Origin of the sequence: Enterococcus sp. DIV2379 (genome assembly GCF_050542965.1) — a bacterium.
In the GTDB taxonomy this organism is placed as follows: Bacteria; Bacillota; Bacilli; order Lactobacillales; family Enterococcaceae; genus Enterococcus_D; species Enterococcus_D entomosocium.
In genome coordinates this window covers 1,844,686-1,870,623 of the sequence record NZ_CP172938.1, presented here as the reverse complement: position 1 = coordinate 1,870,623, position 25,938 = coordinate 1,844,686, and the positions used below count along the sequence as shown (strand labels likewise).

Genomic DNA, 25,938 nt, shown 5'->3' with positions numbered 1-25,938 from the left:
TTTAAATTTTGTATTAAATGAACAGAATAAACCACTTTGGCTATTGTACCAATGGATTTCATGTTATAATTAATCATAGAAACCGATGACTTTACGTGAAAACGTAAGCGCATAAGAGAGAAAATGAGGTGGAACTATGCAATGTCCAAAATGTCATCATAACAATTCGAGGGTAGTTGATAGTCGACAAGCCGATGATGGACGTGTGATTCGCCGTCGTCGTGAGTGCGAAAATTGCGGCTATCGCTTTACAACATTTGAACGTATTGAAGAGGCACCGTTGCTTGTGATCAAGAAAAATGGTGCCCGTGAAGAATTCAACCGAGAAAAAATTTTACGGGGCTTGATTCGTTCTGCTGAAAAACGACCAGTGACAATGGATCAGATGGAAACAATCGTCGATCATGTGGAAAGTCGTGTCCGTGCTCTTGGTGAAAATGAAATATCTACGACACAAATTGGTGAGTATGTGATGGAAGATCTAGTTGATTTAGACGAGATCGCTTATATCCGTTTTGCCAGTGTATACCGCCAGTTTAAAGACATGTCAGTTTTCTTAAAAGAACTACAAGACATCGTCGAAAAAGCGAAAGAACCACAAGAATAGAGGGGGACAACAAGTGGGCAATAGTTTACCGAATCAATCGTACAAAGTGTTCAAAAGCCGTCCACTTACAACGGAAGGGAAAGACGCCCTCATTTATTTGTATCAACCAATTATTGAAAGTGATGCTTTAGCGTTGTATTTGACACTAGCAAGCGATGTCCAAGCCCAAAGCATTTCTGGCGAGGAGTCGATGACGACCGTGCATCTAGATATCTTGAATGCCATGAATGTCGGAATGCCTCGCTTCATAAAAGCCAAGCAAAACCTAGAAGGTATCGGCTTGCTGAAATCATATGAAAAAGCAGATTTGCAAAACGGATCCTCCTATCTGTATTGGTTGCAAGAACCGGTCCATCCAGCAGCGTTTTTTCAAGATGAATTGTATGCCTATCTGTTGTTGGAAAGAGTCGGAGAGCGTAAATTTAATCAGCTGGTCAAGCTGTATCAGCCAAAGCAGTGTTCCTTGACCGATTATCAGGAAGTGACTCAATCCTTCTCAGCCGCCTATGGGTTAAATACCGCACGTTTTGCTTCCCATGAAGAAACGTTACAGGCAGTCAGTGATTCTTTTCAAGAAACCAATGCGAACTTGGTGCTTGACGAAAAGCAGTTGGATTGGGACTTTCTTTTATATGAAGCGCAGCGTCGGTATATCCGTGCCGCTAATTTCACGCCAAGTTTTCGACAAAAGTTAGTTCTATATTATTCCTTATATGGCTATGATGTGTTGGAATTGTTGGATTTGATGGCGGACAATGTTTCTTTGACAACAGGCGAGGTCGACCAGAAAAAGCTGGAACAAGCCATCATGAAGAAATCACGACAAACATTCACGAAAACATCAAAAAGAGAAGATCCCCAAGCGGAAAGTCAGTTGCGCCGCTTCAATACCTTAAAACAGAATGGTTTTTCAGAAAATGATGTATTATTGATTCAAGAAAGTGAGAACAATGCACCGATCGCTTTTCTAAAGGCGATCAAAGCGGAGAAAAACAGTTTCATGACGGATTCAGAACAATGGCTGATCAAGAGCCTTGTCGAACGGTCACCATTGCCTAATAGTGTGATCAATGTTCTGGTTCATTATGTCTTGGTGGTCCAAAACAATGCCGCTTTGTCAGGGAATTATGTGAACAATATCGCCGCCCAATGGTCAGAATTAAAAATCGGCACGGCAGAAGATGCCATCAAACATGTTCGGAGCCTTGTTCGAAGTGCCAAGGAAAAACGCAGCCGACCACAAACTAGTGGCAAAAAAATCATTCGCGAAGAAAAGCTGCCTTCTTGGGCTGAAAAACCAGTGGAAGAGACAGCCTTAACACCAGAGCGACAAGCAGAATTAGATAAAAAACTGCAAAACTACTTGCATAAGAAAGCTGGTGACAAGTAATGGAAGATGTAGGGAAAAACTTAGGAAAACTATTGGATAAACGCAATTACCGTGATCAGTTTTCAGCAATGATGGCAGAGGTTTTACAAGATCCTGATGTCAAAGCGTTTATTGCCGAAAATGAAGAGGTATTGACCGAAGCAGATATTCAAAAAAGCTATGCGAAACTGTATGAGTTCGTCCAAGAAAAGCGGAAATTCCGCATCAATGATCCATCCATGATCGCACCGGGCTATGAGCCGCGCTTAGCATTAAATTTTCATTTTATTGACGTCACCTATGTACCAACGAAAGAACTACTGGCATATCAAAAACAAGAAGAAATTCGCAGTCGCATCAAAGCGATGGATATGCCTAAAGATATTCAAGAAGCGAGCTTTGCAGATTATCAGCAAACGCCTGGACGCATGGAGGCTATCGCAGCCGCCGTTGATTTTATTAGTGAGTTGACAGCGAATCCGCAAGAATTTCATAAAGGACTTTACTTTGTGGGAAGTTTTGGGATCGGAAAAACCTATCTGCTTGGCGCGATCGCCAGAGATTTAGCGGAGGCAGGCTACACGACGACATTGGTTCACTTCCCGACATTTGCAGTAGAGATGAAGCAAGCAATCGGCAAAGATCAGGTGGGGGATAAGCTGAACGCAGTGAAAAAAGCCCCAATCTTAATGATGGACGATATCGGTGCTGATGCGATGAGCAGCTGGATTCGCGACGAAGTCTTCGGTGTCATATTGCAATACCGCATGCAAGAACAACTGCCGACCTTCTTTACTTCGAATTTTACTATGCATGAGTTGGAACAGCATCTTTCGGTGACGCAACGAGGTGAATCCGAACCATTAAAAGCCAAGCGCATTATGGAACGTATCCGTTATTTGACACAAGAAATTCAAATGACTGGTAAAAACCGACGAAATGATGGCCAATAACTGACTATTACTGGAGGAAGAAGATGATGACAAAACAGGTAATAATAGGATTATCCTTTGCAGCAATGCTGCTTTTAACAGCTTGCGGCAATCAGGGAAACAGCGCTGCAAATGGGGAGACTGGAACTTCTGAAACTAGCGAGCAGACCAGTTCCGTATCAAATAGTACATCAGAAACGGAAACAGCCGCAATTTTTACTGGTGTTATCCAAGAAGATGCGATAGCAGGATCGGATGATACCTTTTCACTCTTTTTGAAAGAGGTGGCGGCAGTGGAAGATGACGATCAAGTCGTCCAAAGTTTTCAAAATGATGGGGTCATCCTACATGTCCCAGTCGAGGCTTATTCAGGAGATCTGGAGGAATTGACGGAAGGTGCTACCGTCCAGGTGACGTTGCAAGGCATACCGATCATGACGATGTCGATCCCACCGCAAATTCCCGGTAACTCGATTCAAAAGGTTGAATTAGTGAACGATTAATGCAATGTGCGCCTTGGCAATGGCACCACAGTCAAGACGCACATTTTTTTCTATTTATGGAAAGCGTGTTATACTACAAAAGAAGGAGTGACAATATGAACGAACATGCATTATCGGATCGTTTGGCTTGCGTGGGCGAACAAATTCCCGACCAAGCACGTTTCGCCGACATCGGTTCCGACCATGCTTACTTGCCTGTAGCATTGATGCTGCAGAACAAAATCTCTTATGCTGTAGCTGGAGAAGTTGTTCAAGGACCTTATGATTCTGCCAGCAAACAAGTGCGTAAGAACGGGTTAGCTGATAAAATCGTGGTTCGCTTGGCAGATGGACTGGACGCGATTCAACCTGAAGACAACATCGACACCGTTGTCATTGCTGGAATGGGCGGCACACTGATACGTTCGATTTTAGAAGAAGGTAGCCGGAAAAATCGCTTAGCGGGAGTCAAACGCTTGGTCTTACAACCGAATGTTGGGGAACGGACTTTGCGAGAATGGCTCGTTAGCAACAACTTTATAATCATTCATGAAGTACTTTTAGAAGAAAACGACAAAAACTATGAAATTATCGTTGCGGAAACTGGAAAAACGACGTATACGTCCCAGCAATTATTTTTTGGTCCTTTTTTATTAAAAGAAAAAAATCCAGTTTTCCTTAAAAAATGGCAACATGAATTAAAGCAACGACAACGCGTCATTAAAGAGTTAGAGAAAGCCAAAGAACCACCTGCTGAAAAAATCAATGAATTAAAGGATCAGATCGAATGGATCAAGGAGGTGTTGGCATGATTTCTGGTCAAGAATTTATCAAACGCTTTGAAGCATACTGCCCTTTGTGGTTGGCAGAAGAAGGCGATCCTGTTGGTCTACATGTTGGCACATTAAACAAACCGCTCGAGCGAGTCATGATGACTCTTGATGTACGTCCAGAAGTGGTTGCAGAAGCCATCGAGAAAAAGATCGACTTGATCATTGCCAAACACCCACCGATCTTTCGGCCTTTGAACCGCTTGCTGACAGATGATCCACAACAAAAGATGCTAATGGATCTCGTCAAGCATGATATTGCCGTTTACGCCGCCCACACCAATATGGATATTATTGAAGATGGTTTGAACGATTGGTTTTGTGAACTATTAGAAGTTGAACCCGACACGTATTTGAAGCAAACCCATCAAGTAAAAATGAAGAAGCTAGCTGTTTTTACCCCTGTTGAATCGGCACCAGCGTTACGAAAGGCATTAGGTAAAGCAGGTGCTGGTCAGCAAGGCAATTACCAAAATACCAGCTATTCCTTGATTGGCACCGGTCGCTTTACGCCACAGCAAGCGGCACATCCTGCCATTGGTGAGATCGGAAAAGAAGAACAGGTGCAAGAAGCGAAGATCGAAGTCATTTTTCCAGAAACGATCGAGAAAAAGGTGCTTTCGGCAATGATCGCTGCTCATCCTTACGAAGAGCCAGCTTATGATCTGTATGCCTTAGACAATTTGCCGAAAACCTATGGAATCGGACGGGTTGGCAACCTCGCTGAGCCTCTTTCCCTTGATCAGTTTGTCGAACGTGTCAAAGAGCGCTTTGGTTTGACTGCTTTACGCCTCGTCAGCTTTCCTGGTGCACCTGAAAAAATTCAGCGAATCGCCATTTGCGGCGGCAGTGGCCAATCGTTTTATTCGGATGCTTTACGCCATCAAGCGGATGTGTACATCACTGGCGATATCAGTTACCATTTCGCCCATGACATGCAAGCCAATGGGTTGATTGGGATCGATCCAGGGCACAATATCGAAAAGGAATGTATTCCTCGGTTTATTGAGAAATTCAACCAGTGGAAAGCAGAAGAGAACTGGGCTGTGACCTTTGTTCCTTCCACCACTTCAACAAATCCATTTGACTATAGATAGGAGAATCTTTTATGTACGAAAATTTATTGCCTCGCTTTTTGAATTATGTAAAAACAGAAACTCGCTCTGATGCGACAAGCACGACAACACCTTCTACCCAAACACAGGTCGCGTTTGCCAAAGAACTGCAAAAAGAACTTGAAGAATTAGGATTAAGCGATGTTCATTACAATGAATCAAATGGTTTTGTGATCGCAACATTACCAAGTAACGTGGATCATGACGTACGCTCCATCGGTTTTATCGCCCATATGGATACCGCCGATTTTAATGCAGAGAATGTTGATCCGCAGATCATCGAAAATTACGATGGCGAATCAACCATTAAATTAGATAAAGAAGGAAAATACACATTAAACACAAAAGATTTTCCGAATTTAAAAAATTATGCTGGGGAAACCTTGATCACTACTGATGGTACTACTTTATTAGGTTCTGATGATAAGTCAGGTATTGCAGAAATCATGACAGCCATGGAAATTTTACTTAAAAACCCAACGATCAAACATGGGGAAATCAAAGTCGCATTTGGCCCTGATGAAGAAATTGGGGTTGGTGCAGATAAATTCGATGTTGAAGATTTCAATGTTGATTTTGCGTATACAATGGATGGCGGTCCAGTAGGAGAATTGCAATACGAGACCTTTAATGCGGCGCAAGCTGAAATTACGATCCAAGGAAAAAATGTCCACCCTGGAACTGCTAAAGACACCATGATCAACGCTTTGCAACTAGCAGTCGATTTTCAAAATGCGCTACCGGCTGATGAAGTTCCTGAGAAAACCGAAGGGACAGAAGGGTTCTTCCATTTGATGAGTCTCAGCGGCTCAGTAGAAGAAGCGAAAATGGCATACATTATTCGAGACCATGACCGGACCCGTTTTGAAGAAAGAAAAGCACAATTATTAGCGGTTCAAGAAAGCTTGAATGCCCGCTTTGATGAACCGAGAGTACACGTTCATCTATATGATCAATACTACAACATGAAAGAAATCATCGAAAAAGATATGAGTATCATTGATCTAGCAAAAGATGCGATGGAAGCAGTGGGAATCACTCCGATCACAGAACCTGTTCGTGGTGGAACCGATGGCTCGAAAATCTCCTATTTAGGGATTCCAACACCGAATATCTTTGCTGGTGGAGAAAATATGCACGGACGTTATGAGTTCGTCTCACTACAATCAATGATGAAAGCGACCGATGTGATTGTAAAAATCGCCGAACTGAATGCTCAAGCATAAACGTTGATTTTTGATTTGTTGGAATAAATGAAAAACTCTTGGGCTGGGAACTCTTCACGCAGGTCTTGCGTAAGACCCGGCCTTTTTAGGATGTGAATAGGATGAAAATTCTCGTTTTATACAATGATACAGCGGGGAAAAGTGAAGCAAAAGAAACAGCAGAAAAATTCCAAGCCTATGTGAAAGAACAAGGCGAAGAGCATCAAGCGTTCTTGCAGGCCTCAAATCCAGACGTCGATCCCAAAGACGTTCGAGAGGCTGCCGAAAAACACGCAGTCGATACGATTGTGATCATTGGTGGAGATGGGACGATCCATCATGGATTGCAAACCTTTAAAGAAAAGTTAGATGTGTTGAAGGTCGGCATCATTCCTGGTGGAACCGTAAATAATTTTGCCAGAATGTTGGGGATACCGGTGAAGCCCGAAGAGGCCTTCGAGACGATCTTAACGGGGGTTGAGCGATCGATCGACTACGGGACGGTCAATGATCAAGTCATGATCTCGACCATGACCATTGGTCTTCTGGCAGATACCGCCGCAGCCACTTCCCAAGAAGAAAAACAGCAATATGGGCCGTTAGCGTTTATGAAACGGTTCATTCATCTGTTGATCAAAAAGAAACAATACAAATTAGAAGTCATTGCTGACGAACGGAAATGGCAGGGGAAAACTCAATTACTGACGATCGTCATGTCGAATTCAGCAGGTGGGTTTAAGAACTTCGATGAAGAAGCAAAGCCTGATGACGGATTGTTTCATATCATTCTTTTGCCAAAACTGAATATTTTACGATTTATTTTGTATTTACCAAGAATTATTCGTGGTAGAATTGCCAAAGTACCAAGTGTTGAATATTTCACTGCCGCAAAGGTCTCAATAAAGGCCAAAGAAAAAACGGTTCATACTCGAACCGATGGCGACCCAACGGATGATCTACCGATTGAGATGAAAGTTATCAAACATGGTTTGACGATGCTGGTACCTGAAGAAGCACAAGAATCAAAATAATGATCCCTACGATCAATCATATGGAGGAAATGGATGAATGCACTGATTTACAATCCATTGTGGTTTTATTTAATTGCAGTCAATCTTTATCTTTTCTGTCTGATGGGGTATGATAAATATCAGGCAGTGAAACAAGGTTGGCGGGTTCCCGAAGCAAATCTCCTTTTTATGGGGGCGATTGGCGGAGGATTAGGCGGTTTAATTGCGCAACGCGTATTTCGCCACAAAACAAGAAAGAAGAAGTTTCACCTCTTTTTTGCTTTTGGCACCGTTTTTGCTATCCTGCTGATGGTCTTTTTTGCATAAATTCGGTATAACAAGCAAGGAGTTAATATGAAAACTAAAGTGAAGTTCGCCCTTAATTTACTTTTACTAGTAGGGATTCTGGGTGTGATGTATTTTTTTGTCCGTAACTCGATGATGGATATTTTGGCGGGGCTAAGAGAGACCAGCTTTCTCGTCGTCTTACTGGTTATGGGGCTTGGCACATTGTACCTAGTGATTGAAGGACGAACAGTCAAAGAGATTGCCGTGACTTTCCAACCGGAATTCACAACCAAGGCGGGGTTTCTGACCGTCTGTTACAGTGGTTTTTATCGGATTGTGACGTTTGGGGCAGGCACCTTAATCTCAGAGGTGAATTTTTACCGTAAAAATGGCTTGCAGTTGTCACAGGGCGTTGGGGTCACCACCTTACACATGGTGATGTATAAGTTCGCCATATTGACTTATGCAATCGCTGGGTTGATCATTCAATTTTCGCTATTCTATGACAATGCACCCAATATGATTTGGGTAATTTTAGCGGGGATCGTACTCGTTTTTTTGATCATTGCCGCTTTGTTAGCACTTTCGGTCAGCATCAACATTCAAGTCTTTTTCGTGATCGTCAGCAATAAGCTGTTCAAAAGTGCGACATTAAGAGGAATCGTTGACAAATGCAACACCCAAATTTATTCTTTACGAGAAACAGTCAATGCGATCATTACCGACCGCACCGCTTTCTTGCGTATCTATTTGTGGAATCTTTTGAAGATGCTGCCTTGGTATGTGATTCCTTATGTGATTCTTGTTGTGCAGCATCCAGAGATCGATTTCTTGTTGACGTTATCCTTCATCAGTTTTGCCGTCGTCTTGTCCGGGGTGATTCCAACACCGGCAGGGATCGGATCATTTGAATTTATTTATATGCTGCTTTTTGGTCCATTAGTTGGCACGGTCGATGCTGCGTCTTCCATGCTACTGTACCGTTTAGCAACATTCATTTGGCCCTTCATAATTGGTTTTGCTTATGTAATGAAAGAAAAACGCAAAGATATTAGCCAAGAGTTGACTGAATTAAGAAAAGAAAAAGTGGAAAGTTAAAAACACGCTTATCTTCGAATAGAGGATAAGCGTGTTTTTTTAGTCTTTCAAATCAATGATCCGATCAACAAAGGATTCATAAAACTCGCCTTCATGGGAAACGATCAAAACTGTTCCAGGAAAGGCCGCTAGGGTTTCTTCCAAATTGTTTTTCGTATCTTGATCGATATGGTTGGTCGGTTCATCAAGAATCAAGAAGTTACTTTTGATCAACATCATTTCGGCTAGTTTGACTTTTGTCTGTTCACCACCACTTAATAGCTTCAATTCTTCCTGGGCTAATTGGCTAGGTAAACCTGCCCGAGAAAGTTGCCGTCGCAATTCTTTGTTGGTGGCCTTCGGAAAAAGATCCTCAAGGTATTGAAGAGGGGTCTGCAATGGATATTCCCAGTCAAGGTCTTGAGAAAAGTAATTGAATTTTGTATGCTGTGGGTAAGAAACGACCCCTTCAATTGCTGGGATCACACCAAGAATCGTTTTGATCAATGTTGATTTACCGATCCCATTAAATCCCCGTATAGCAATTTTTTCGCCATAGCGGATCGTTAGGTTGATCGGGGAGAGTAAGGGCTTTTGGTCGTATCCAATGACTAGATTGGTGGTTTCCAAGGCCAAGGTGGTAACGATTGGTGCCAAATCAAATCCTAAATGGGGTTTAGGGACATCTTGCGGTGGGGTCAAACGATCAATTTTTGCCAACTGCTTTTCACGACTCTTTGCCATCGTTGAACGAGAACCAGCTTTGTATTTACGAATATAGCTTTCGGTTTTCTTGATATGCTCTTGTTGTGCTTCGTATTGCTTCATATAGCTTTCATTTTGCAGCGTTTTTAGTTTTAATGCTTTGTCTAAATTCCCCGTATACTTAGAAAGCTTGCCAAATTCGATATCAATGATATGGGTCGTGATTTCGTTAAGGAATTGACGATCATGAGAAACGACTAAATAGGTACCGGTAAAGTCCTGTAAAAACTCAACTAGCCATTTGATGTGCTCATCATCTAAGTGGTTGGTCGGTTCATCTAAAATCAGCATGTCGGGTTTTTCTAGCAGCATTTTTGCCAAGATCAGTTTTGAGCGTTGACCACCACTTAAAGAAGCGAGGGGGGTATCCATTCCGAGAACCGAAATACCTAACCCTTCTGCTAGATCATCGATCAATGTATCCATTTGGTAGAAATTTCCTTGATCCAATTGATTTTGCAATTCGCCCGCTTTTTCTAAAAGCTTATCGTCGAGGCTTTCGCCATAAGAAGTATAAAGATCGGCAATCTGTTGCTCTTTTTCGAAGTCTTCTGCAAAGGCAGAGCGCAAAAAATCACGGATCGATTGCGTTTCATCAACATTGACGTATTGATCCAAATAGCCCATTTTCAAATTTTTCGGAAATTGGACGAAGCCATCATCGGGGAGAATTTCTCCTGTAATGATTTTGATTAAAGTACTTTTGCCAGCGCCGTTCCGTCCAATCAAACCGACTTTTTCACCACGGTTGATTTGAACGGAAACGTCTTCGTAAAGCAATTTGTCGCCAAATTGTTGGCTAATATTCGTTAATGTTAACATCATTTCCTCCATATAAAAAAGCTGTAAACAGTAGACGTTACAGCTAAGTAGATAATCTTACTGAATAAAAATCGCCAAAAAGCGATCAAAACGATCAGGAAAATCGATTGTTCCTGACCAATCAGGACCTAGCATACCATTGCTGCTTCCCATCTGTCAATTTTCATGAAAGAATACTGAAAAAAATCTTGATGTTCGAGGGAAAACTTTTGACCATTACTGACCAACGTTGTATAATAGAAGAGTAGAAAAAAGGATACTGCTTGCAGCGTACTTTTTTCTGACTACCATTTTGGGAGGGAAAAGTATGAACCCAGAAAAAATGACGACTACATTACAAAGTGCTATCGCTGAAGCCCAGCAGATTGCCATGACCCGTCACCATCAAGAAATTGATATTCCGCATTTATGGAAGATTTTATTGCAAGCCAATCAATTCGGCCGCAATTTTTACACGGACACAGGTCTCGATGTCGATGCTTTTGAAAAGGAAGTCGACCGACTATTAGATGAACTGCCTTCGGTTGAAGGAGGAAATGTTCGTTATGGTCAATCCATGAGTCAAAATCTGTTTCATCTTTTGTCTGAGGCAGATCAATTAAAAAATGAATTTCAAGACGAGTATCTTTCCACAGAAATCGTCCTTTATGCGTTGATGAAATTGAAAAATCATCCATTGACGGTGTATTTAAAGAAACAAGGAATCAGCGCGAAAGAAATCAAGCAAACGATCGAAACATTAAGAGGAGGGGATCGTGTGACCTCACAAAATCAAGAAGAACAATACAAAGCTTTAGAAAAATACGGCGTTGACCTGGTGCAACAAGTCCGCAGCGGAAAAATGGACCCAATTATCGGACGAGACGAAGAAATTCGCGATGTGATTCGCATCCTTTCTCGGAAGACAAAAAACAATCCCGTTTTGATTGGTGAACCAGGAGTTGGTAAAACAGCCATCGTTGAAGGATTGGCACAACGGATCGTGCGAAAAGACGTCCCAGAAAACCTAAAAGACAAAACGATCTTTTCTCTGGATATGGGTGCCTTGATCGCAGGTGCTAAATTCAGAGGTGAATTTGAAGAGCGTTTGAAAGCTGTCTTACAAGAAGTGAAAAAAGCCGATGGACGCATCATTCTCTTTATTGATGAGATCCACAATATTGTAGGTGCTGGTAAGACGGAAGGCAGCATGGATGCTGGAAACTTACTGAAACCAATGCTGGCACGGGGAGAATTGCATACGATTGGCGCAACCACCCTTGATGAATACCGTCAATACATGGAAAAGGATAAAGCTTTGGAACGTCGTTTCCAAAAAGTGCTGGTACAGGAACCAACCGTTCAAGATACGATCTCAATTTTACGTGGGTTGAAAGAACGGTTCGAGATCCATCATGGCGTCAACATCCATGACAACGCGCTTGTTGCAGCGGCTACCTTATCTGACCGTTATATCACGGACCGCTTTTTACCAGACAAAGCCATCGATTTGATCGATGAAGCAAGTGCCACGATTCGGGTGGAAATGAATTCGATGCCTACTGAGCTCGACCAAGTTACCCGTCGTTTGATGCAACTTGAGATCGAAGAAGCCGCATTGAAAAAGGAATCCGATGATGCATCGAAAAAACGCTTAGGCATTTTACAAGAAGAATTGGCGGAATTGCGTGAAGAAGTCAATACCATGAAAATGCAGTGGGAAACGGAAAAAGAAGAAGTCAATGCAGTTTCCAACAAACGGGCAGAGATCGATAAAGCCAAGCATGAGTTGGAAGATGCTGAAAATAACTATGATTTGGAACGGGCAGCTGTTCTTCGTCATGGGACGATTCCACAACTGGAAAAAGAACTAGCTGAACTGGAAGAAAAAAATCAAGATGAAGGCATTCGGATGGTCCAAGAATCAGTGACCGAAAATGAGATTGCCCTAGTCGTTGGACGTTTGACAGGGATTCCTGTTGCGAAATTAGTGGAAGGCGAACGGGAAAAACTGTTGAAATTAAATGAGACCTTGCATCAACGAGTGATCGGACAAGACGAAGCCGTCGATGCCGTCAGTGATGCCGTCATTCGTTCACGAGCTGGCCTGCAAGATCCAAATCGACCATTAGGTTCCTTCTTGTTCTTAGGTCCGACCGGCGTCGGTAAGACCGAATTAGCGAAAGCGTTGGCGGTCAATCTCTTTGATTCAGAAGAGCATATGGTTCGGATCGATATGAGCGAATACATGGAAAAACATTCGGTGTCTCGCTTAGTCGGTGCCCCTCCAGGCTATGTAGGGTTTGAAGAAGGTGGACAATTAACTGAAGCTGTTCGACGCAATCCATACACGATCGTCTTATTGGATGAGATCGAAAAAGCCCATCCTGATGTTTTCAATATCTTATTACAAGTGCTTGATGATGGCCGTTTGACAGATTCAAAAGGGCGAGTCGTTGATTTCAAAAATACAGTCTTGATCATGACTAGCAATATCGGCTCTCAAGTCTTGCTAGATGGCGTGACCGCAGAAGGGACGATCCCAGAAAACGTTGCTGAAAATGTCCGTAATCTCTTGAGAGGGCATTTTAAACCAGAATTCTTAAATCGGATCGACGACACGATTTTGTTCACACCGCTTAGTCTAAACGATGTGACAGGCATCGTCGACAAGATCATCGCACAGCTGTCACAACGACTGGAAGTCCAAGATATACTGTTGACGATCACTGAAGAAGCCAAACGCTGGATCGCTGAAAATGCTTATGAGCCAGCATATGGTGCGCGACCTCTCCGTCGGTTTATCACGAGAGAAGTCGAAACCCCATTGGCAAAAGAAATCGTTGCTGGCAGAGTCTTACCAAAGACCCAAGTCACGATTGAATTATTGAACGAACAGCTGGTTTTTGAAAATACGCCAATTACCGAGTAATAAAAAGATAAAAAATGGATAAATGCAAAACGATGGTTGCCGTTTCATTGGCAGCCGTCGTTTTTTTGCCGCTCAACATAAGACAAAAAAGTTCCCCTTGCTTGTTGTTTGGAGGAAATTCGCACTTCGATTATACTGTTCTTATGGAGTAGGAGAGGAATGAAAAGATGAATACTTTTTTTGAAACGTTGAATGAGCGAAAAGGGGAATTGCTGACAGCTGTCTTTGAGCATTTGTCATTGTCAATCATTGCGCTGCTGGTGGCGATCGTTATTGCTGTCCCGTTAGCCATTTGGCTGGTTAATCATAAACGGGCAGCGGAAGTCGGCCTACAAATAACGAGTGTGCTACAAACGATTCCATCACTGGCACTGTTAGGTTTATTGATTCCATTTGTGGGGATCGGAACGCCGCCTGCGTTGATCGCACTAGTTATTTATGCGTTATTGCCGATCTTTCAAAATACCTATATTGGCCTTTCGGAGATCGATCCATCAATCGAAGAAGCTGCGGCGGCATTTGGTATGTCTCGGATGCGCCGATTGATCAAAGTCGAATTGCCGATTGCCTTGCCTGTCATTATTTCGGGGATTCGCACGGCGTTGGTCTTGATCATCGGAACAGCGACTTTAGCCGCTCTGATTGGCGCTGGTGGGCTAGGTTCCTTTATTTTGTTGGGGATCGATCGGAATGCCCCTGAATTAACGTTGATCGGCGCGATCGGGTCTGCTTTACTGGCTATTATTTTCAGTACGTTGATCCGTTATCTACAACACCTGAAACCGCGCTATACCTTGATTACGCTGGCAGCGATCATCTTGCTGATTGGCGGCGTTTCTTTTTCACAGAGCGGATTTTTCGCGCCGAAAACCATTACTATCGCTGGGAAGTTAGGGTCTGAACCTGATATCTTGATCAACATGTACAAAGAATTGATTGAGCAAGAAGATCCTGATGCACAGGTTGAATTGGAACCTAACTTTGGGAAAACTTCTTTCTTATTCAGTGCTTTAGACAATGACCAAGTCGACATTTATCCAGAATTTACTGGAACTGTGTTGGAGAGTTTAGTGGATGTACCGGAAAAAACCGCTAGTCAAAAACTTGACTCTGACGAAACCTATACCGAAGCAGTCAATCTGTTAAAGGATCAGTTTGAGATGACCTTGCTTCAGCCGATGGCGTATCAAAATACCTATGCGTTGGCTGTGAAAAAAGAATTTGCTGAGGAAAATGGACTAACCACGATCTCTGATTTGAAGAAAATCGAAAATCAAATCAAAGCCGGCTTTACCCTCGAATTCATTGATCGGACGGACGGTTATGCGGGCATCCAAGAACTCTATGGGCTAGATTTTCCAAGTGTCCAAAGTATGGAACCAGCATTGCGTTATCAAGCCATCAATAATGGCGACATCAATCTACTGGATGCCTATTCCACGGACAGTGAATTGCGTCAATATGGCTTAGTTATTCTAGAAGACGATCAAGAACTATTTCCACCTTATCAAGGAGCGCCTTTGATGAAAGAAGCCTTTGCCAAGGAACATCCAGAAGTCGTCCGTGCATTGGAAAAGTTGGCAGGTAAAATCACCGAAGAACAAATGAGTGAAATGAATTATCAGGTCAATGTCGAAGGAAAAAATCCAGCAGAAGTCGCGCGTACCTTCCTGATAGATGAAGGATTAATTAAGGAGGGACAAGAATGACACCAATTATTGAATTTAAAAACGTCAGTAAAAAGTTTGATCAAAAAATAGTGATCGATCAATTAGATCTGAGCATCAATAAAGGGGAAATCTTTGTTTTGGTCGGTCCTTCTGGGAGTGGGAAAACGACGACTTTGAAGATGATCAACGCGTTGTCAGAACCAACGGATGGCGATATTTACTTCAAAGAAAAACGAATCAAAGAATACAATATCCAAAAAATGCGTTGGCAAATGGGGTATGTTCTCCAACAAATCGCCCTGTTTCCGACAATGGATGTGAAGCAAAATATTGAAGTAATCCCAGAGATGTTAGGGTGGTCGAAAAAAGATCGCTCAGAAGCCGTGGATCGTTTGCTGACACAGGTCAAACTTGACCCAGAGCAATACCGCCATCGAATGCCTAAAGAGTTGTCAGGAGGAGAACAGCAGCGGATCGGGATTTTAAGAGCGTTAGCTGCTAACCCAGAAATTATTCTGATGGACGAGCCCTTTAGTGCTCTTGATCCAATTTCTCGAAATTCCTTACAGGAGTTAGTCCTCGATTTGCACCAAGAGCTTGGGACGACGATTATTTTTGTCACGCATAACATGAAAGAAGCGGTAAAACTAGGTACGCGCATTGCTGTCATGAATCAAGGGAAGATCGTCCAATGTGATACACCGGAAGTGATTGTCTCGCAACCAAAAACTGCTTTTGTGAAAAGTTTTTTTGAAGAGACCGGTGAAGACGAAGCAAAACTGGTCACTGCAGGGGATTTGATGCGGATGAACTTTTTCAGCGATGAAGTCAACCCAGTGGCTCCTCAAATCGCTGCATCTACTACTTTAAATGAGTTGTATACCTTATTTGCAACTCATGACACGGTAGTGATTGAAGAAGAGCAGAAACTCGTAGGGAGTCTAAGTCGAAAAGATGTGTTTGCTTTCTTGAGTCGTGATCGAACGTAAAAGGTTCTTTATGGCCACTAGAAATGTCATATTTTTTTAAAAATCGATGATTTCTCTTGCTCAATGTAAAAATTCCACGTAAGATTGAGGAAGATATCTTTTGTCAGAATGCCAGAAACGAGCTTTGATAATGACAAAAGATGCAGTAAAGGAGCGAAAGAGCAGCTATGGTAAAAATCCTAAAAGAGAATTGGTTACTGCTTTTCTTTATCGTCGCCGTGGTTCTCATCCGTTTGTTTGTCCTGACGCCAGTTCAAGTCAGTGGCCATTCTATGGATCCAACTTTGGCCGATAAGCAGCGTTTGATTGCATCAAAAATTTCTTCATATGACCGCCAAGACATCGTGATATGTGTTGAACCAGATGATCCAAGCAAAATCGCTGTCAAGCGGCTGATTGGTTTACCCGGTGATACCATTGAAATGAAAGATGATGTCCTAACAATCAATGGAGAAGTATACGAAGAACCCTATTTAGATGATTTTAAAGAGAAATTTGCGGACGATCAATTACAAGACGAATATTCTTATCGCGAAATGTTTCAGCAAATCGCCGCTGGTGCCGAACACTTTACCGATGATTTCACGGTAACGGTTCCTGAAGGCAGCTATTTTGTGATGGGAGACAATCGTTTGATCTCTCGGGACAGTCGCAGTTTCGGGGTTGTAACAGAAGATCAAATGGAAGGGAAAGTGCTGCTGCGTTTTTGGCCTTTGAATCAAATCAAACTTTTCTAATCACAAAAAAACATTCTTGCCAATGCAGCGAAAACGCCGCAACTGGCAAGAATGTTTTTTTAGATGACCCAAGCGACAAATGCAACCATTGAAAAGAACATCGTCCAAACCGCAATAATAGCTGATGCGATAAAAATAATTTTGATTGATAAAGGTTGGACAAATTTTCGGGCATCTTTAGAGAACGCATAGGTGATCGATGAAAAAATCAAGCAGCATAAAATAAAAAACACTGTTAGAACCATAAGCCTCTCCTTTACTGACGCAATGTCAAATGAATAATGTAATTATAACAGACCATGGTTTTTTGGGGAAATAAAAATGATTAAACGAGGGAATTTTCTTGTAGTTGTAACCGTTTTATAGGGAAGTGTAAGGAAGGTCGAACCTTGTTAGACAGCGAATCCATAAAAATAAGATGTGTTATTTAAGTATTTTTATAAATTTTTCTTTATCAATAAAAGAACAAAAGAAAAAAGCTTGTTGAAAAACGATGGTTTCAACAAGCTTTTAAAGGTTGGTTATGATAATTTTTTAATCCGATAACTTTCAAAGTAATCAGGTTTGCCTCGTCCTTGAACATACGCGATCACGCCCATCAAAGCAGCACCAATCGTGTTGGTTAGTAAATCACCCATCGTATCCATCAATGCTTCACGACCAATAAACGGGGTGCCATCTAAGGTTGCATAACGTTGGAGATTCATTCCACCAACAGAGTCGCAGATGAATTCCCAAAACTCCCAGAAAACACCACACAAGCCAGCAAAAGCAAAGCCCATCAGTAAAAATAACCAAGGCGAAACTTTTGAAACGGGCACTTCTTTTAGTAAGAGACAGATCAATCCATAGCCTACAGCCGTCAAGACCATAGGACTCACCGCATGCAGAATTTTATCCCAGAAAGCAATGGTTTCGATCAAATGTAAGATCGTCCCCATGAATACGGAGATCAGCAAGAAAAACCAATAAAAGTAGACGGTGGCATTTGGTAGCTGGATTTTTAAGAACTTTTTACTCATTTCTGGGACAAAGATCAATAAAATCCCAAGTAAGGCTTGACCCAAGAAAATCAGTCCTTGTGTTTGCGGATAGACGCCACGGAAAAATTCCCACAAAGAAAAACAAAACACGAGAATACCGAAAATAGTGAATACCTTTTGCAGTCGCTGATAATTTTGCCCCATTTAGTTGTCCTCCGAAAGATAGTCTGCTAAGCCAGCTAAAAGGGCTGCTTCAGAGGAATAAATCTCACCGTTTAGCTTGATCAAACCCACCGTATAAAGATTGACATAGTGGAACTGATTTTCCGCAACGGTTTGTAATGCTGCCAGCTTTTGCTGATTATCGGCACCTTGTTGGCGACTATCTGTATAAAGCCCTAACACAGGAATGCCTTTTGCATAGGCGACACCGATCTCAGAGGCAACCCCAGCATCGATGGTCAAACCATCCAGCAAAGCGATCATCAAATCGCTTTCCAGTACTTTTTCGGTATCTGCCAACGCAATCATTTTGCTATCCGCGTAGGCGGACTTATCATTGATCGCGGCATTTTCTTGAGGTAAATAAATCTCCAGCTGCGGATACTGCTGACGAATCGACGCAACAAGTTCGGCGTTGTAGCGAAGGTCACTAGCAGCAAACAGGGGAGCAGCAAAATATAGTTTCATTCAAAAACACTCCTTAATCATTCATAGTTGTACGTTTTGTTGATTCGTTGTTTAGAAATAATCACTGAAATAGGCTTCCATATCAGGGATGATCGATTCTAGTAATGCCAGTGTTTCTGAATCGGTATTTAGCCGTTCCACACGCTCTAAGTAAGCTGGACGGCGGTAATTCATCAACAGACAAGACAATGTCTGAATATCCAGCTGGACAGCTTTTCCGATGGCTTCTCTTGAAACCACGATCTCCCCGTGATTGTATTGGACACCGAAGATTCCGTTGTTCCAATCGGCAACTGGGTCAGAAACAACAAAGTGAAAGGGTGTTTGAAAGGCTTCAAATGGGAAGTTTTTCAAAAACTGTTCAACATCGACGATCCGCGCCATGTAATAAGGCTCAATGGTTTCTTTGATTTGGCTATCATCCAGGTAGAAGGACAGGGGTTCATTTGAATAAATGTCTCCTTTGACCCAATAGACCATTGAGAAATGAGCAGAGATAAAATTCCAAAGACCATTGCGGGCTTCTTGATCTAAGTAGAACATTTCCTTTACATGGAAGACTTCTTCGGCTACCCAATAAAAAAGTACACCAGTCGGATGACCACTGGCATTGTAATAGACAGCCGCGGTGCGCTCTTCTTCATTTTCATAGCGCCAATACTCTTCCCAGTGAAAAGAGGTCCGCTGCAAGGCGCCATGGTTGTCGCGGGAGAATTGGTTGTAGACAGTAAAAACATCAGGGTCATCCACTTCTTTGCGCTCTACGATCCCAGGGACTTCTTTGGTTTTCGGAAGCTGGGTATCACGAATTTTGAAGGTCAGCTTGTCGGACATGATCTCCCAGCCTTTGCGACGATAGTAGGGCACATTGTATGGATAAAGGTAGGAGATCCATTGCTGATCTTCCCGCATGGTTTCTAAGGCAAGCTTGATCAAGTCTTTCATCAGGCCATGTCCGGCATATTCAGGGTAGGTCCCAACACCGGTCACTCCGCCCATTTTGATTAATTTGCCGTGTATATTGACTTCACAAGGATAAACGGCGATTTGCGAGATCAACTTGTCTTCATTGAACCAGCCAAAGACCTTGGAAAGCTCTAAGATCGGGCGCTTAGATTTAATCATTTCCCGTTTGCTCTCATAGCCGCTTTCTTCAATATCCGATTCAGTGATCTGAAAAACGTAGCTTAACAGTTCGTTGAACTGATCAACGTCTTTTTCATCCACCGCTCGAATATGTAGATTTTGATGAAAATTATTGTCCATTCTTTCAACTCCAATTTATTTGCTAGCTCTAGTATAGCAAAACCTGAATGAATATGTCTAAATAACGGTTAAGAAAAATACTTTAACTATTGGCGTTTCGTTGGTATAATAGAAAAGCTGACTAAAAGAAATGAGGAACGTATCCATGAACATAGAAGAAATGAAAAAACGACAGGAGAAGATTCGTAATTTCTCCATTATCGCCCATATCGACCATGGGAAATCAACACTGGCGGACCGTATTTTGGAACAAACCCATACGGTGACGTCTCGGGAAATGCAAAACCAATTATTAGACTCCATGGATCTTGAACGTGAACGAGGAATCACGATCAAATTAAATGCTGTGGAACTTAACTATACCGCCAAAGATGGAGAAACCTACATCTTCCATTTGATCGACACCCCAGGGCACGTCGATTTCACCTATGAAGTTTCCCGCAGTTTGGCCGCTTGTGAAGGCGCCGTACTCGTCGTTGATGCGGCTCAAGGGATCGAAGCACAGACATTGGCAAACGTCTACTTGGCGTTAGACAATGATTTAGAGATCCTACCAGTTATTAACAAAATAGACTTGCCAGCTGCCGATCCTGAGCGAGTACGAACAGAGATCGAAGATGTTATAGGTATCGATGCCAGTGAAGCTGTTTTAGCTAGTGCCAAAGCAGGTATTGGGATCGAAGACATTTTGGAACAAATCGTTGAGTATGTCCCAGCTCCAGCAGGTGATATTGAAGCACCGTTAAAAGCGTTGATCTTTGACTCCGTGTACGATTCCTATCGTGGGGTGGTCTTAAACGTCCGCATTATGGACGGGATGGTCAAACCTGGAGATAAAATCAAAATGATGAGCAATGGCAAGACCTTTGACGTCACGGAAGTCGGTGTCTTTTCACCCAAAGCTATTCAACGAGATGCGTTGATGGTGGGCGATGTTGGGTATATCACTGCTGCCATCAAGACTGTTAAAGATACGCAAGTCGGAGATACGGTGACTTTAGCCAACAATCCAGCAGCCGAAGCATTGGAAGGCTACCGCCAAATGAATCCAATGGTTTATTGCGGATTGTACCCAATCGATACCTCACGCTACAACGACCTTCGAGAAGCATTGGAAAAATTACAACTGAATGATGCAGCATTGCAATTTGAGCCAGAAACCTCTCAAGCGTTAGGATTTGGGTTCCGATGCGGCTTCTTAGGCCTATTACACATGGATGTCGTGCAAGAACGGCTAGAACGTGAATTTAACCTTGAGCTGATTACGACTGCACCATCCGTAATCTATCATGTCAACAAGACAGATGGCTCAATGGTCGTCGTTGATAACCCAGCAGAATTTCCTGAACCAGTCACGATCGACAATGTACAAGAACCATACGTAAAAGCACAAATCATGGTTCCTAATGATTACGTCGGTGCTGTAATGGAATTGTCCCAACGCAAACGGGGAGACTTTGTCACGATGGATTACTTGGATGATTATCGAGTAAACGTCGTTTATGAGATCCCATTATCGGAAATCGTCTTTGATTTCTTTGATAAATTGAAATCCAGCACGAAAGGGTATGCATCACTCGATTACGAAATGTCTGGTTACCGCACTAGCAAGCTAGTGAAGATGGACATCTTGCTGAACACTGAAAAAGTCGATGCATTGAGCTTTATCGTTCACCGTGACTTTGCTTATGAACGAGGCAAAGCCATCGTTGAAAAACTGAAGAAACTGATCCCACGACAACAATTTGAAGTACCGATCCAAGCAGCCATCGGACAAAAAATCGTTGCCCGTTCAGACATTAAAGCCTTGCGTAAAAACGTATTGGCGAAGTGTTACGGCGGTGACGTTTCTCGAAAACGCAAACTCCTAGAGAAACAAAAAGAAGGGAAGAAGCGGATGAAACAAATCGGCTCTGTCGAAGTACCGCAAGAAGCCTTCATGGCAGTTCTTAAGATGGATGAGGATGAACCGAAGAAGTAACTCGTTTCAATTTGAAAAGTCTAATAAAGCAATCTTTTCTTGTGTTAGAAAAAAGTGATTTAACCGTTTATAAAATTTAAACAGTTATACGGATTGTCACTGTTGAATAAAAGGACAAGAAAAAAATCTCTTGCTTGAGAATTTTTAGTTGTCAGCGTATGAAAGAGCATCTCATAAGGAGGTGCTTTTTTCATACCATTACATAAAAATGAATGAATCCATAGAGGAAAGCATTTAAAGAAAAGCAGATTATCCAATCGTTCAACTCTGGAATATTTAGCGATGAAGAAAATTCTTTTCAAGCTGCTATTGAAAAAAAAAATGGGTTGAGTGACCTATCTTAGCAGTGTGATAAAGTTTTGAGTATGATACAAATGTATAAGAGAAGTAGCTCAAAAAAAAGTCTCGGCTATTAACAGAGATAAAGAAATAGCAGCGTATTAATTACTTCTCTCCTGAAACACTATCAAAAAACTAAATTGAGATGCCACTTTTAAATGATCATCAAGAAAGCACGCTAGAAAAAGAGAAGAAGCTTTATTTCTTGACGGCGATCACCAAACCGTTCTACTATCAAATTGATAGCCCTCCGTATGATTCGATAATTAAATGAAGGGTGAGCAATCGACGCCAGCTCACTCAAATATCGTCAATGGAAAATTCAGAGAGTAACTAAATTTTTGGATGCAAAATCCGTATTGAAATGACATCGATCATCAGAGGGAAACAAACATGTTTTACGGGTATTTGAACTTTAAGAATGAAATGTTTCTGTAGTTGATCTAAGTAGCAGGCCGATAGATCAAGCTGTTTTACATCCACGAGTAAAAGAAAAGAGGAACGGAAATGAAGTAGGCAGTTACTGGTGCCACAGTGAATTTAGGCAGTCGAGTAGTGAAAGAATTTAGTCGTTTGGTCGATAAGAAAGAAATATTTGCTCTTGTGCATACACTGTCTCTATGAGCAATAGTCAGAGCTGCAGAAAAAGCAAGTGAATGACAACGCTATTTCTTATGAGTGGTGTCGAAAGATGTGAAGACGTAAATCAATTTCATTTGTAACGAAAAAGCCCACTGAGATGTCAGTATCTCAATGGGTTTTTTGGTTTTATAAAAATGGCTCAAGAAAAGATTTGTTTTCCGGTCGTTTGCTTTCCTCTAAACTTGCAATACTTGTTAATAGAGAGAACAGATTGATTTTCGCCATTTTTTCTTCGACAGTTACTTGCAATTCATTATACGCACCATCCAGTACTTCTTGTATATTTGCACCAACAATGCAGTCTGGATTCGTTTTAGGATCGACTTGAATGAGATTTGTGTTTCCATGAATACTTTTATATATATCAAGTAGACTAATATCTTTGGGGTCCTTTGCTAAATAGGGCTTTGGTTTCCCAGTAGTTGTTCGAATCAGTCCAGATTTTTTTAAGTTTGCCATTATTTTTCTGACATTTGCAGCATTAGTTTCTACACTTTGAGCAATCATCTCACTTGAGAGCATATTAGTATCTTTATAGATGACGATATAACACATAATATGAATTGCATCACTGAGTTGAATAGAATATTTCAAGTGAATTCAGTCCTTTTTAGATTTTCTTCTTGACTTATCTTAACATACTATTTATTATATAGGTGTATCTTATAATTGTACAGCTGAATGTACGAACTAAAAAGGAGTGTTTTATATGACATATTTAGTAACAGGAGCTACTGGTGGTTTTGGAGGATATGCACTTGAATTCTTGAAAGATTTAGTTTCTAAAGATCAGATCTATGCTTTGGTACGATCTGAAGAAAAAGCAGCTACACTAAAAGAGAAAGGCTACAATGTAAGAGTAGGGGATTATTCTGACATCAATTCGTTGAGTAACGCTTTTGACGGCATTGACCGCTTGCTTTTTGTGTCTGGCGCACCAGGCAATCGTCAAGAAGAACATGCTAATGTGGTTAAGGCAGCCAAAGACGCTGGTGTTCAGTATATTGCTTATACAAGTTTTGCTGATGCAGATCACTCAACAAGTGCATTAGCTGCTGATCACATCTTTACTGAAAAACAAATCAAAGAAGCGGGAATTGCGCATACATTTTTACGTAATAACTGGTATTTAGAAAATGAAATGCCGATTATTGGCGGTGCTTTAGCTAGTGGGAAATTCGTTTACGCAGCTAAAGAAGGCAAAACCGGCTGGGCTTTGAAGCGCGAATATGCTGAGGTTGCTGCAAAAGCACTAGCAGGAACAGAATACCCTGAAATCCTTGAATTATCGGGCAGCCCTATTACTTATGCTGAATTAGCAGCAGCTTTAAAAGAAGCAACAAGGAAGGAAATCGAAGTAGTTTCATCTGATGATCAAACCTTTGTAGATAGTTTGACAGCAGGCGGTTTACCACAACCTGTTGCAGAAATGTTCTTGTCTTTCCAACATGATATTAAAAATAATCAATTAGATGTGACATCTAGTGACTTTGAACAAGCTTTGGGTAAGCCTTTGACGAGTCGCGTAGAAGCAATCAAAGAGTTGTTAAATTAGTCTTGCTATTTCCCGATTATCGAAAATAATCGGGAAATTTTTATAAAGAAGGTGTTGACGATGAACCATAGCGAAAAGAGGAAATGGCTGATTAACTATTTATTAGAGGAAAACAGTCACTTAAGTAAAATAGTAGATGCTAGCTCGGATGATCCGAAAGAACAAAATGATTTATTGCGATGCTTATTAAATATAAGAGAAGCGCGACCTATTCATAAGGACTTTATTGACATTCAAAATCAATTTCTTTTAGAAGAAAGAGCTGAAAATCAGATTTTTTCACTAAACGATGCGCAACAGTATACAAAAAACCTTTATCTCTGGCAAGGAGATATCACGAGGTTGGAAGTGGACGCCATCGTAAACGCTGCAAACGCACAGCTACTAGGATGTTTTGTTCCATTACACAGGTGCATCGACAATGCGATCCACTCTGCAGCAGGTATTCAATTAAGACTAGCATGCAAAGAAATCATGGACGCACAAGGGCATTTGGAAGAAACCGGCTATGCAAAAATCACCGACGGCTATAACTTGCCTGCAAAAAAAGTGATACATACTGTTGGGCCAATCATAAAAGATACCGTAACTAAAGAACACGTATCCTTATTGGCTGACTGTTATCGTCGCGTCTTGTTGCTTTGCGAAGAGTATCAATTGAAGAGCGTCGCTTTTTGTTGTATCTCAACAGGAGAATTTCGTTTTCCCAATGAGTTAGCTGCAGAGATCGCTATCAAAACAACGCAAGAATATGTAACGCGTGTTCATTCACCTATAAAAATTATTTTCAATGTGTTTAAAGACATTGATAAGGAGTTGTACCATGAAAAACTACAACAATTATCAGAAAGTTTATCAAAAGATAACTGAAGCAGAGGCAATCGTTATCGGTGCTGGATCAGGCCTTTCTGCTGCTGCCGGTTTAACCTATTCTGGTGAACGGTTCAAAAAATATTTCAGAGACTATATTGATCATTATCATTTAACCGATATGTATTCTGCCGGATTTTATCCCTTCGATTCATTAGAGACGTATTGGGGTTATTGGAGTAAACATGTTTTTCATAATCGATATCAGCCTGAGGCTTTGCCGCTATATAAAGAGCTTCTATCTTTGGTAGAAGAAAAAAATTACTTTGTCATTACTACTAATGTAGATCATCAGTTCCAAAAGACGGGCTTTGATAAGAGACGATTATTTTATACACAAGGTGATTATGGGTTATTTCAATGTTCACGTGCCTGCCATAACAAGACGTACGAGAATGAATCATTGATTATGCAAATGGTCCATCAGCAGAGTCAGTTCAAAATTCCCAAGCACCTCATACCATATTGCCCCAAATGTGGACAACCGATGCGGGTCAATTTACGGATAGATCAATTTTTTGTACAAGATGATGGTTGGGAAAGCGCAGCTAACCGATACAAAGAATTTCTAGAAAATTATTTAGGTACTAAAATCGTTTTTTGGGAGATCGGCATTGGTAACAACACGCCTTCCATTATAAAATATCCATTCCAAGAAATGACGAGGGCAACGAATCAGTCGACCTATATCGTCTGTAACCAACAAGCACAACGCATACCAGATGAACTCATGGATAAAACGATTATTCTGCAAGGAAATATAGTTGAAGCGATCAGAGAAATCGATCATTTTAGATAGGAGC

General features: G+C 41.6%; 24 protein-coding genes. 18 read left to right on the top strand and 6 right to left on the bottom strand.

Annotation, left to right across the window (positions count from 1 at the left end; genetic code table 11):
- Positions 1-136: 136 nt before the first annotated feature.
- From nrdR to IGI92_RS08635, 10 genes are all read left to right on the top strand, one after another.
- Positions 137-607 (top strand): transcriptional regulator NrdR, encoded by a 471-nt coding sequence (gene nrdR, locus IGI92_RS08680; protein ID WP_005226004.1) that lies wholly within the window; start codon positions 137-139, stop codon positions 605-607.
- Between the two features lie 13 nt (positions 608-620).
- The gene (locus IGI92_RS08675) at positions 621-1,997 is read left to right on the top strand and encodes a replication initiation and membrane attachment family protein (protein WP_301389206.1); all 1,377 of its coding nucleotides are present in this window, start codon (positions 621-623) and stop codon (positions 1,995-1,997) included.
- Positions 1,997-2,929, top strand: coding sequence for a primosomal protein DnaI (gene dnaI, locus IGI92_RS08670; RefSeq protein ID WP_008380067.1), 933 nt, complete (start codon positions 1,997-1,999; stop codon positions 2,927-2,929). The genes IGI92_RS08675 and dnaI overlap by 1 nt, the downstream gene beginning before the upstream one ends.
- Before the next feature lie 23 nt (positions 2,930-2,952).
- Positions 2,953-3,411 (top strand): hypothetical protein, encoded by a 459-nt coding sequence (locus IGI92_RS08665; RefSeq protein ID WP_008380064.1) that lies wholly within the window; start codon positions 2,953-2,955, stop codon positions 3,409-3,411.
- Between the two features lie 95 nt (positions 3,412-3,506).
- Positions 3,507-4,202, top strand: a complete 696-nt coding sequence (locus IGI92_RS08660; protein ID WP_008380063.1) for a tRNA (adenine(22)-N(1))-methyltransferase — start codon at positions 3,507-3,509, stop codon at positions 4,200-4,202.
- On the top strand, positions 4,199-5,317 hold the full coding sequence (locus IGI92_RS08655; RefSeq protein WP_301389207.1) for a Nif3-like dinuclear metal center hexameric protein: 1,119 nt from the start codon (positions 4,199-4,201) through the stop codon (positions 5,315-5,317). The genes IGI92_RS08660 and IGI92_RS08655 overlap by 4 nt, the downstream gene beginning before the upstream one ends.
- An 11-nt stretch (positions 5,318-5,328) precedes the next feature.
- Entirely contained in the window at positions 5,329-6,561 is a 1,233-nt protein-coding gene (gene pepT / locus IGI92_RS08650; RefSeq protein ID WP_301389208.1) for a peptidase T, read from the top strand.
- A 101-nt stretch (positions 6,562-6,662) separates the two neighbouring features.
- Positions 6,663-7,571 (top strand): diacylglycerol/lipid kinase family protein, encoded by a 909-nt coding sequence (locus tag IGI92_RS08645; RefSeq protein WP_016611838.1) that lies wholly within the window; start codon positions 6,663-6,665, stop codon positions 7,569-7,571.
- A gap of 33 nt (positions 7,572-7,604) precedes the next feature.
- Entirely contained in the window at positions 7,605-7,877 is a 273-nt protein-coding gene (locus IGI92_RS08640) for a DUF1294 domain-containing protein (protein ID WP_005235800.1), read from the top strand.
- A 27-nt stretch (positions 7,878-7,904) separates the two neighbouring features.
- Positions 7,905-8,936, top strand: coding sequence for a lysylphosphatidylglycerol synthase transmembrane domain-containing protein (locus IGI92_RS08635; protein WP_016620081.1), 1,032 nt, complete (start codon positions 7,905-7,907; stop codon positions 8,934-8,936).
- A 39-nt stretch (positions 8,937-8,975) separates the two neighbouring features.
- On the opposite strand, the gene IGI92_RS08630 is transcribed toward IGI92_RS08635, so the two are convergent.
- Complete coding sequence (locus tag IGI92_RS08630) at positions 8,976-10,502, bottom strand: ABC-F family ATP-binding cassette domain-containing protein (RefSeq protein ID WP_042890725.1); 1,527 nt, start codon at positions 10,500-10,502, stop codon at positions 8,976-8,978.
- Between the two features lie 307 nt (positions 10,503-10,809).
- Here IGI92_RS08630 and clpB point away from each other — a divergent pair, with 307 nt between their 5' ends.
- The 4 genes from clpB to lepB all read left to right on the top strand — a co-directional run bounded on the left by clpB (position 10,810) and on the right by lepB (position 16,809).
- Positions 10,810-13,413, top strand: coding sequence for an ATP-dependent chaperone ClpB (gene clpB / locus IGI92_RS08625; protein ID WP_042890726.1), 2,604 nt, complete (start codon positions 10,810-10,812; stop codon positions 13,411-13,413).
- Between the two features lie 167 nt (positions 13,414-13,580).
- Positions 13,581-15,122: an ABC transporter permease/substrate-binding protein gene (locus tag IGI92_RS08620; RefSeq protein ID WP_061054205.1), complete on the top strand. Its 1,542-nt coding sequence runs from the start codon at positions 13,581-13,583 to the stop codon at positions 15,120-15,122.
- Positions 15,119-16,072: an ABC transporter ATP-binding protein gene (locus IGI92_RS08615; RefSeq protein WP_005235811.1), complete on the top strand. Its 954-nt coding sequence runs from the start codon at positions 15,119-15,121 to the stop codon at positions 16,070-16,072. The genes IGI92_RS08620 and IGI92_RS08615 overlap by 4 nt, the downstream gene beginning before the upstream one ends.
- Before the next feature lie 167 nt (positions 16,073-16,239).
- The gene (gene lepB / locus IGI92_RS08610) at positions 16,240-16,809 is read left to right on the top strand and encodes a signal peptidase I (RefSeq protein WP_008380056.1); all 570 of its coding nucleotides are present in this window, start codon (positions 16,240-16,242) and stop codon (positions 16,807-16,809) included.
- Between the two features lie 59 nt (positions 16,810-16,868).
- Here lepB and IGI92_RS08605 read toward each other — a convergent pair whose 3' ends face one another.
- The 4 genes from IGI92_RS08605 to IGI92_RS08590 form a co-directional block, all read right to left on the bottom strand.
- Positions 16,869-17,054, bottom strand: coding sequence for a hypothetical protein (locus IGI92_RS08605; protein WP_005226019.1), 186 nt, complete (start codon positions 17,052-17,054; stop codon positions 16,869-16,871).
- Between the two features lie 276 nt (positions 17,055-17,330).
- A complete protein-coding gene (locus IGI92_RS08600; RefSeq protein WP_008380055.1) occupies positions 17,331-17,996 on the bottom strand; it encodes a hypothetical protein in 666 nt (221 codons plus the stop codon).
- Entirely contained in the window at positions 17,997-18,482 is a 486-nt protein-coding gene (locus IGI92_RS08595) for a nucleoside 2-deoxyribosyltransferase (RefSeq protein ID WP_010748216.1), read from the bottom strand. It abuts the gene before it with no gap.
- Positions 18,483-18,533: 51 nt separating this feature from the next.
- Positions 18,534-19,748: a GNAT family N-acetyltransferase gene (locus IGI92_RS08590; RefSeq protein ID WP_301389866.1), complete on the bottom strand. Its 1,215-nt coding sequence runs from the start codon at positions 19,746-19,748 to the stop codon at positions 18,534-18,536.
- A gap of 145 nt (positions 19,749-19,893) precedes the next feature.
- Between IGI92_RS08590 and lepA the strand changes: the two genes are divergently transcribed.
- Positions 19,894-21,729 carry a translation elongation factor 4 gene (lepA, locus tag IGI92_RS08585; RefSeq protein ID WP_005235823.1) on the top strand — a complete coding sequence of 612 codons (1,836 nt, stop codon included), beginning with the start codon at positions 19,894-19,896 and terminating at the stop codon, positions 21,727-21,729.
- A gap of 1,107 nt (positions 21,730-22,836) precedes the next feature.
- On the opposite strand, the gene IGI92_RS08580 is transcribed toward lepA, so the two are convergent.
- Positions 22,837-23,304, bottom strand: coding sequence for an Rrf2 family transcriptional regulator (locus tag IGI92_RS08580; RefSeq protein ID WP_008380035.1), 468 nt, complete (start codon positions 23,302-23,304; stop codon positions 22,837-22,839).
- A gap of 115 nt (positions 23,305-23,419) precedes the next feature.
- On the opposite strand from IGI92_RS08580, the gene IGI92_RS08575 reads away from it, so the two are divergent.
- From IGI92_RS08575 to IGI92_RS08565, 3 genes are read left to right on the top strand one after another with little or no spacing between them, the layout of a single operon-like run.
- Complete coding sequence (locus IGI92_RS08575) at positions 23,420-24,265, top strand: SDR family oxidoreductase (RefSeq protein WP_005235843.1); 846 nt, start codon at positions 23,420-23,422, stop codon at positions 24,263-24,265.
- Positions 24,266-24,325: 60 nt separating this feature from the next.
- A complete protein-coding gene (locus IGI92_RS08570) occupies positions 24,326-25,135 on the top strand; it encodes a protein-ADP-ribose hydrolase (protein WP_005235845.1) in 810 nt (269 codons plus the stop codon).
- The gene (locus IGI92_RS08565) at positions 25,089-25,934 is read left to right on the top strand and encodes an SIR2 family NAD-dependent protein deacylase (RefSeq protein ID WP_005235847.1); all 846 of its coding nucleotides are present in this window, start codon (positions 25,089-25,091) and stop codon (positions 25,932-25,934) included. Before IGI92_RS08570 ends, IGI92_RS08565 begins: the two co-directional genes overlap by 47 nt.
- Positions 25,935-25,938 lie beyond the last annotated feature (4 nt).

Coding starts and splice junctions, on each gene's coding strand:
- nrdR (WP_005226004.1), top strand. CDS start 137: ATGCAATGTCCAAAATGTCATCATAACAATTCGAGGGTAGTTGATAGT.
- dnaI (WP_008380067.1), top strand. CDS start 1,997: ATGGAAGATGTAGGGAAAAACTTAGGAAAACTATTGGATAAACGCAAT.
- IGI92_RS08665 (WP_008380064.1), top strand. CDS start 2,953: ATGATGACAAAACAGGTAATAATAGGATTATCCTTTGCAGCAATGCTG.
- IGI92_RS08660 (WP_008380063.1), top strand. CDS start 3,507: ATGAACGAACATGCATTATCGGATCGTTTGGCTTGCGTGGGCGAACAA.
- IGI92_RS08655 (WP_301389207.1), top strand. CDS start 4,199: ATGATTTCTGGTCAAGAATTTATCAAACGCTTTGAAGCATACTGCCCT.
- pepT (WP_301389208.1), top strand. CDS start 5,329: ATGTACGAAAATTTATTGCCTCGCTTTTTGAATTATGTAAAAACAGAA.
- IGI92_RS08645 (WP_016611838.1), top strand. CDS start 6,663: ATGAAAATTCTCGTTTTATACAATGATACAGCGGGGAAAAGTGAAGCA.
- IGI92_RS08640 (WP_005235800.1), top strand. CDS start 7,605: ATGAATGCACTGATTTACAATCCATTGTGGTTTTATTTAATTGCAGTC.
- IGI92_RS08635 (WP_016620081.1), top strand. CDS start 7,905: ATGAAAACTAAAGTGAAGTTCGCCCTTAATTTACTTTTACTAGTAGGG.
- IGI92_RS08630 (WP_042890725.1), bottom strand. CDS start 10,502: ATGTTAACATTAACGAATATTAGCCAACAATTTGGCGACAAATTGCTT.
- clpB (WP_042890726.1), top strand. CDS start 10,810: ATGAACCCAGAAAAAATGACGACTACATTACAAAGTGCTATCGCTGAA.
- IGI92_RS08620 (WP_061054205.1), top strand. CDS start 13,581: ATGAATACTTTTTTTGAAACGTTGAATGAGCGAAAAGGGGAATTGCTG.
- IGI92_RS08615 (WP_005235811.1), top strand. CDS start 15,119: ATGACACCAATTATTGAATTTAAAAACGTCAGTAAAAAGTTTGATCAA.
- lepB (WP_008380056.1), top strand. CDS start 16,240: ATGGTAAAAATCCTAAAAGAGAATTGGTTACTGCTTTTCTTTATCGTC.
- IGI92_RS08605 (WP_005226019.1), bottom strand. CDS start 17,054: ATGGTTCTAACAGTGTTTTTTATTTTATGCTGCTTGATTTTTTCATCG.
- IGI92_RS08600 (WP_008380055.1), bottom strand. CDS start 17,996: ATGGGGCAAAATTATCAGCGACTGCAAAAGGTATTCACTATTTTCGGT.
- IGI92_RS08595 (WP_010748216.1), bottom strand. CDS start 18,482: ATGAAACTATATTTTGCTGCTCCCCTGTTTGCTGCTAGTGACCTTCGC.
- IGI92_RS08590 (WP_301389866.1), bottom strand. CDS start 19,748: ATGGACAATAATTTTCATCAAAATCTACATATTCGAGCGGTGGATGAA.
- lepA (WP_005235823.1), top strand. CDS start 19,894: ATGAACATAGAAGAAATGAAAAAACGACAGGAGAAGATTCGTAATTTC.
- IGI92_RS08575 (WP_005235843.1), top strand. CDS start 23,420: ATGACATATTTAGTAACAGGAGCTACTGGTGGTTTTGGAGGATATGCA.
- IGI92_RS08570 (WP_005235845.1), top strand. CDS start 24,326: ATGAACCATAGCGAAAAGAGGAAATGGCTGATTAACTATTTATTAGAG.
- IGI92_RS08565 (WP_005235847.1), top strand. CDS start 25,089: ATGAAAAACTACAACAATTATCAGAAAGTTTATCAAAAGATAACTGAA.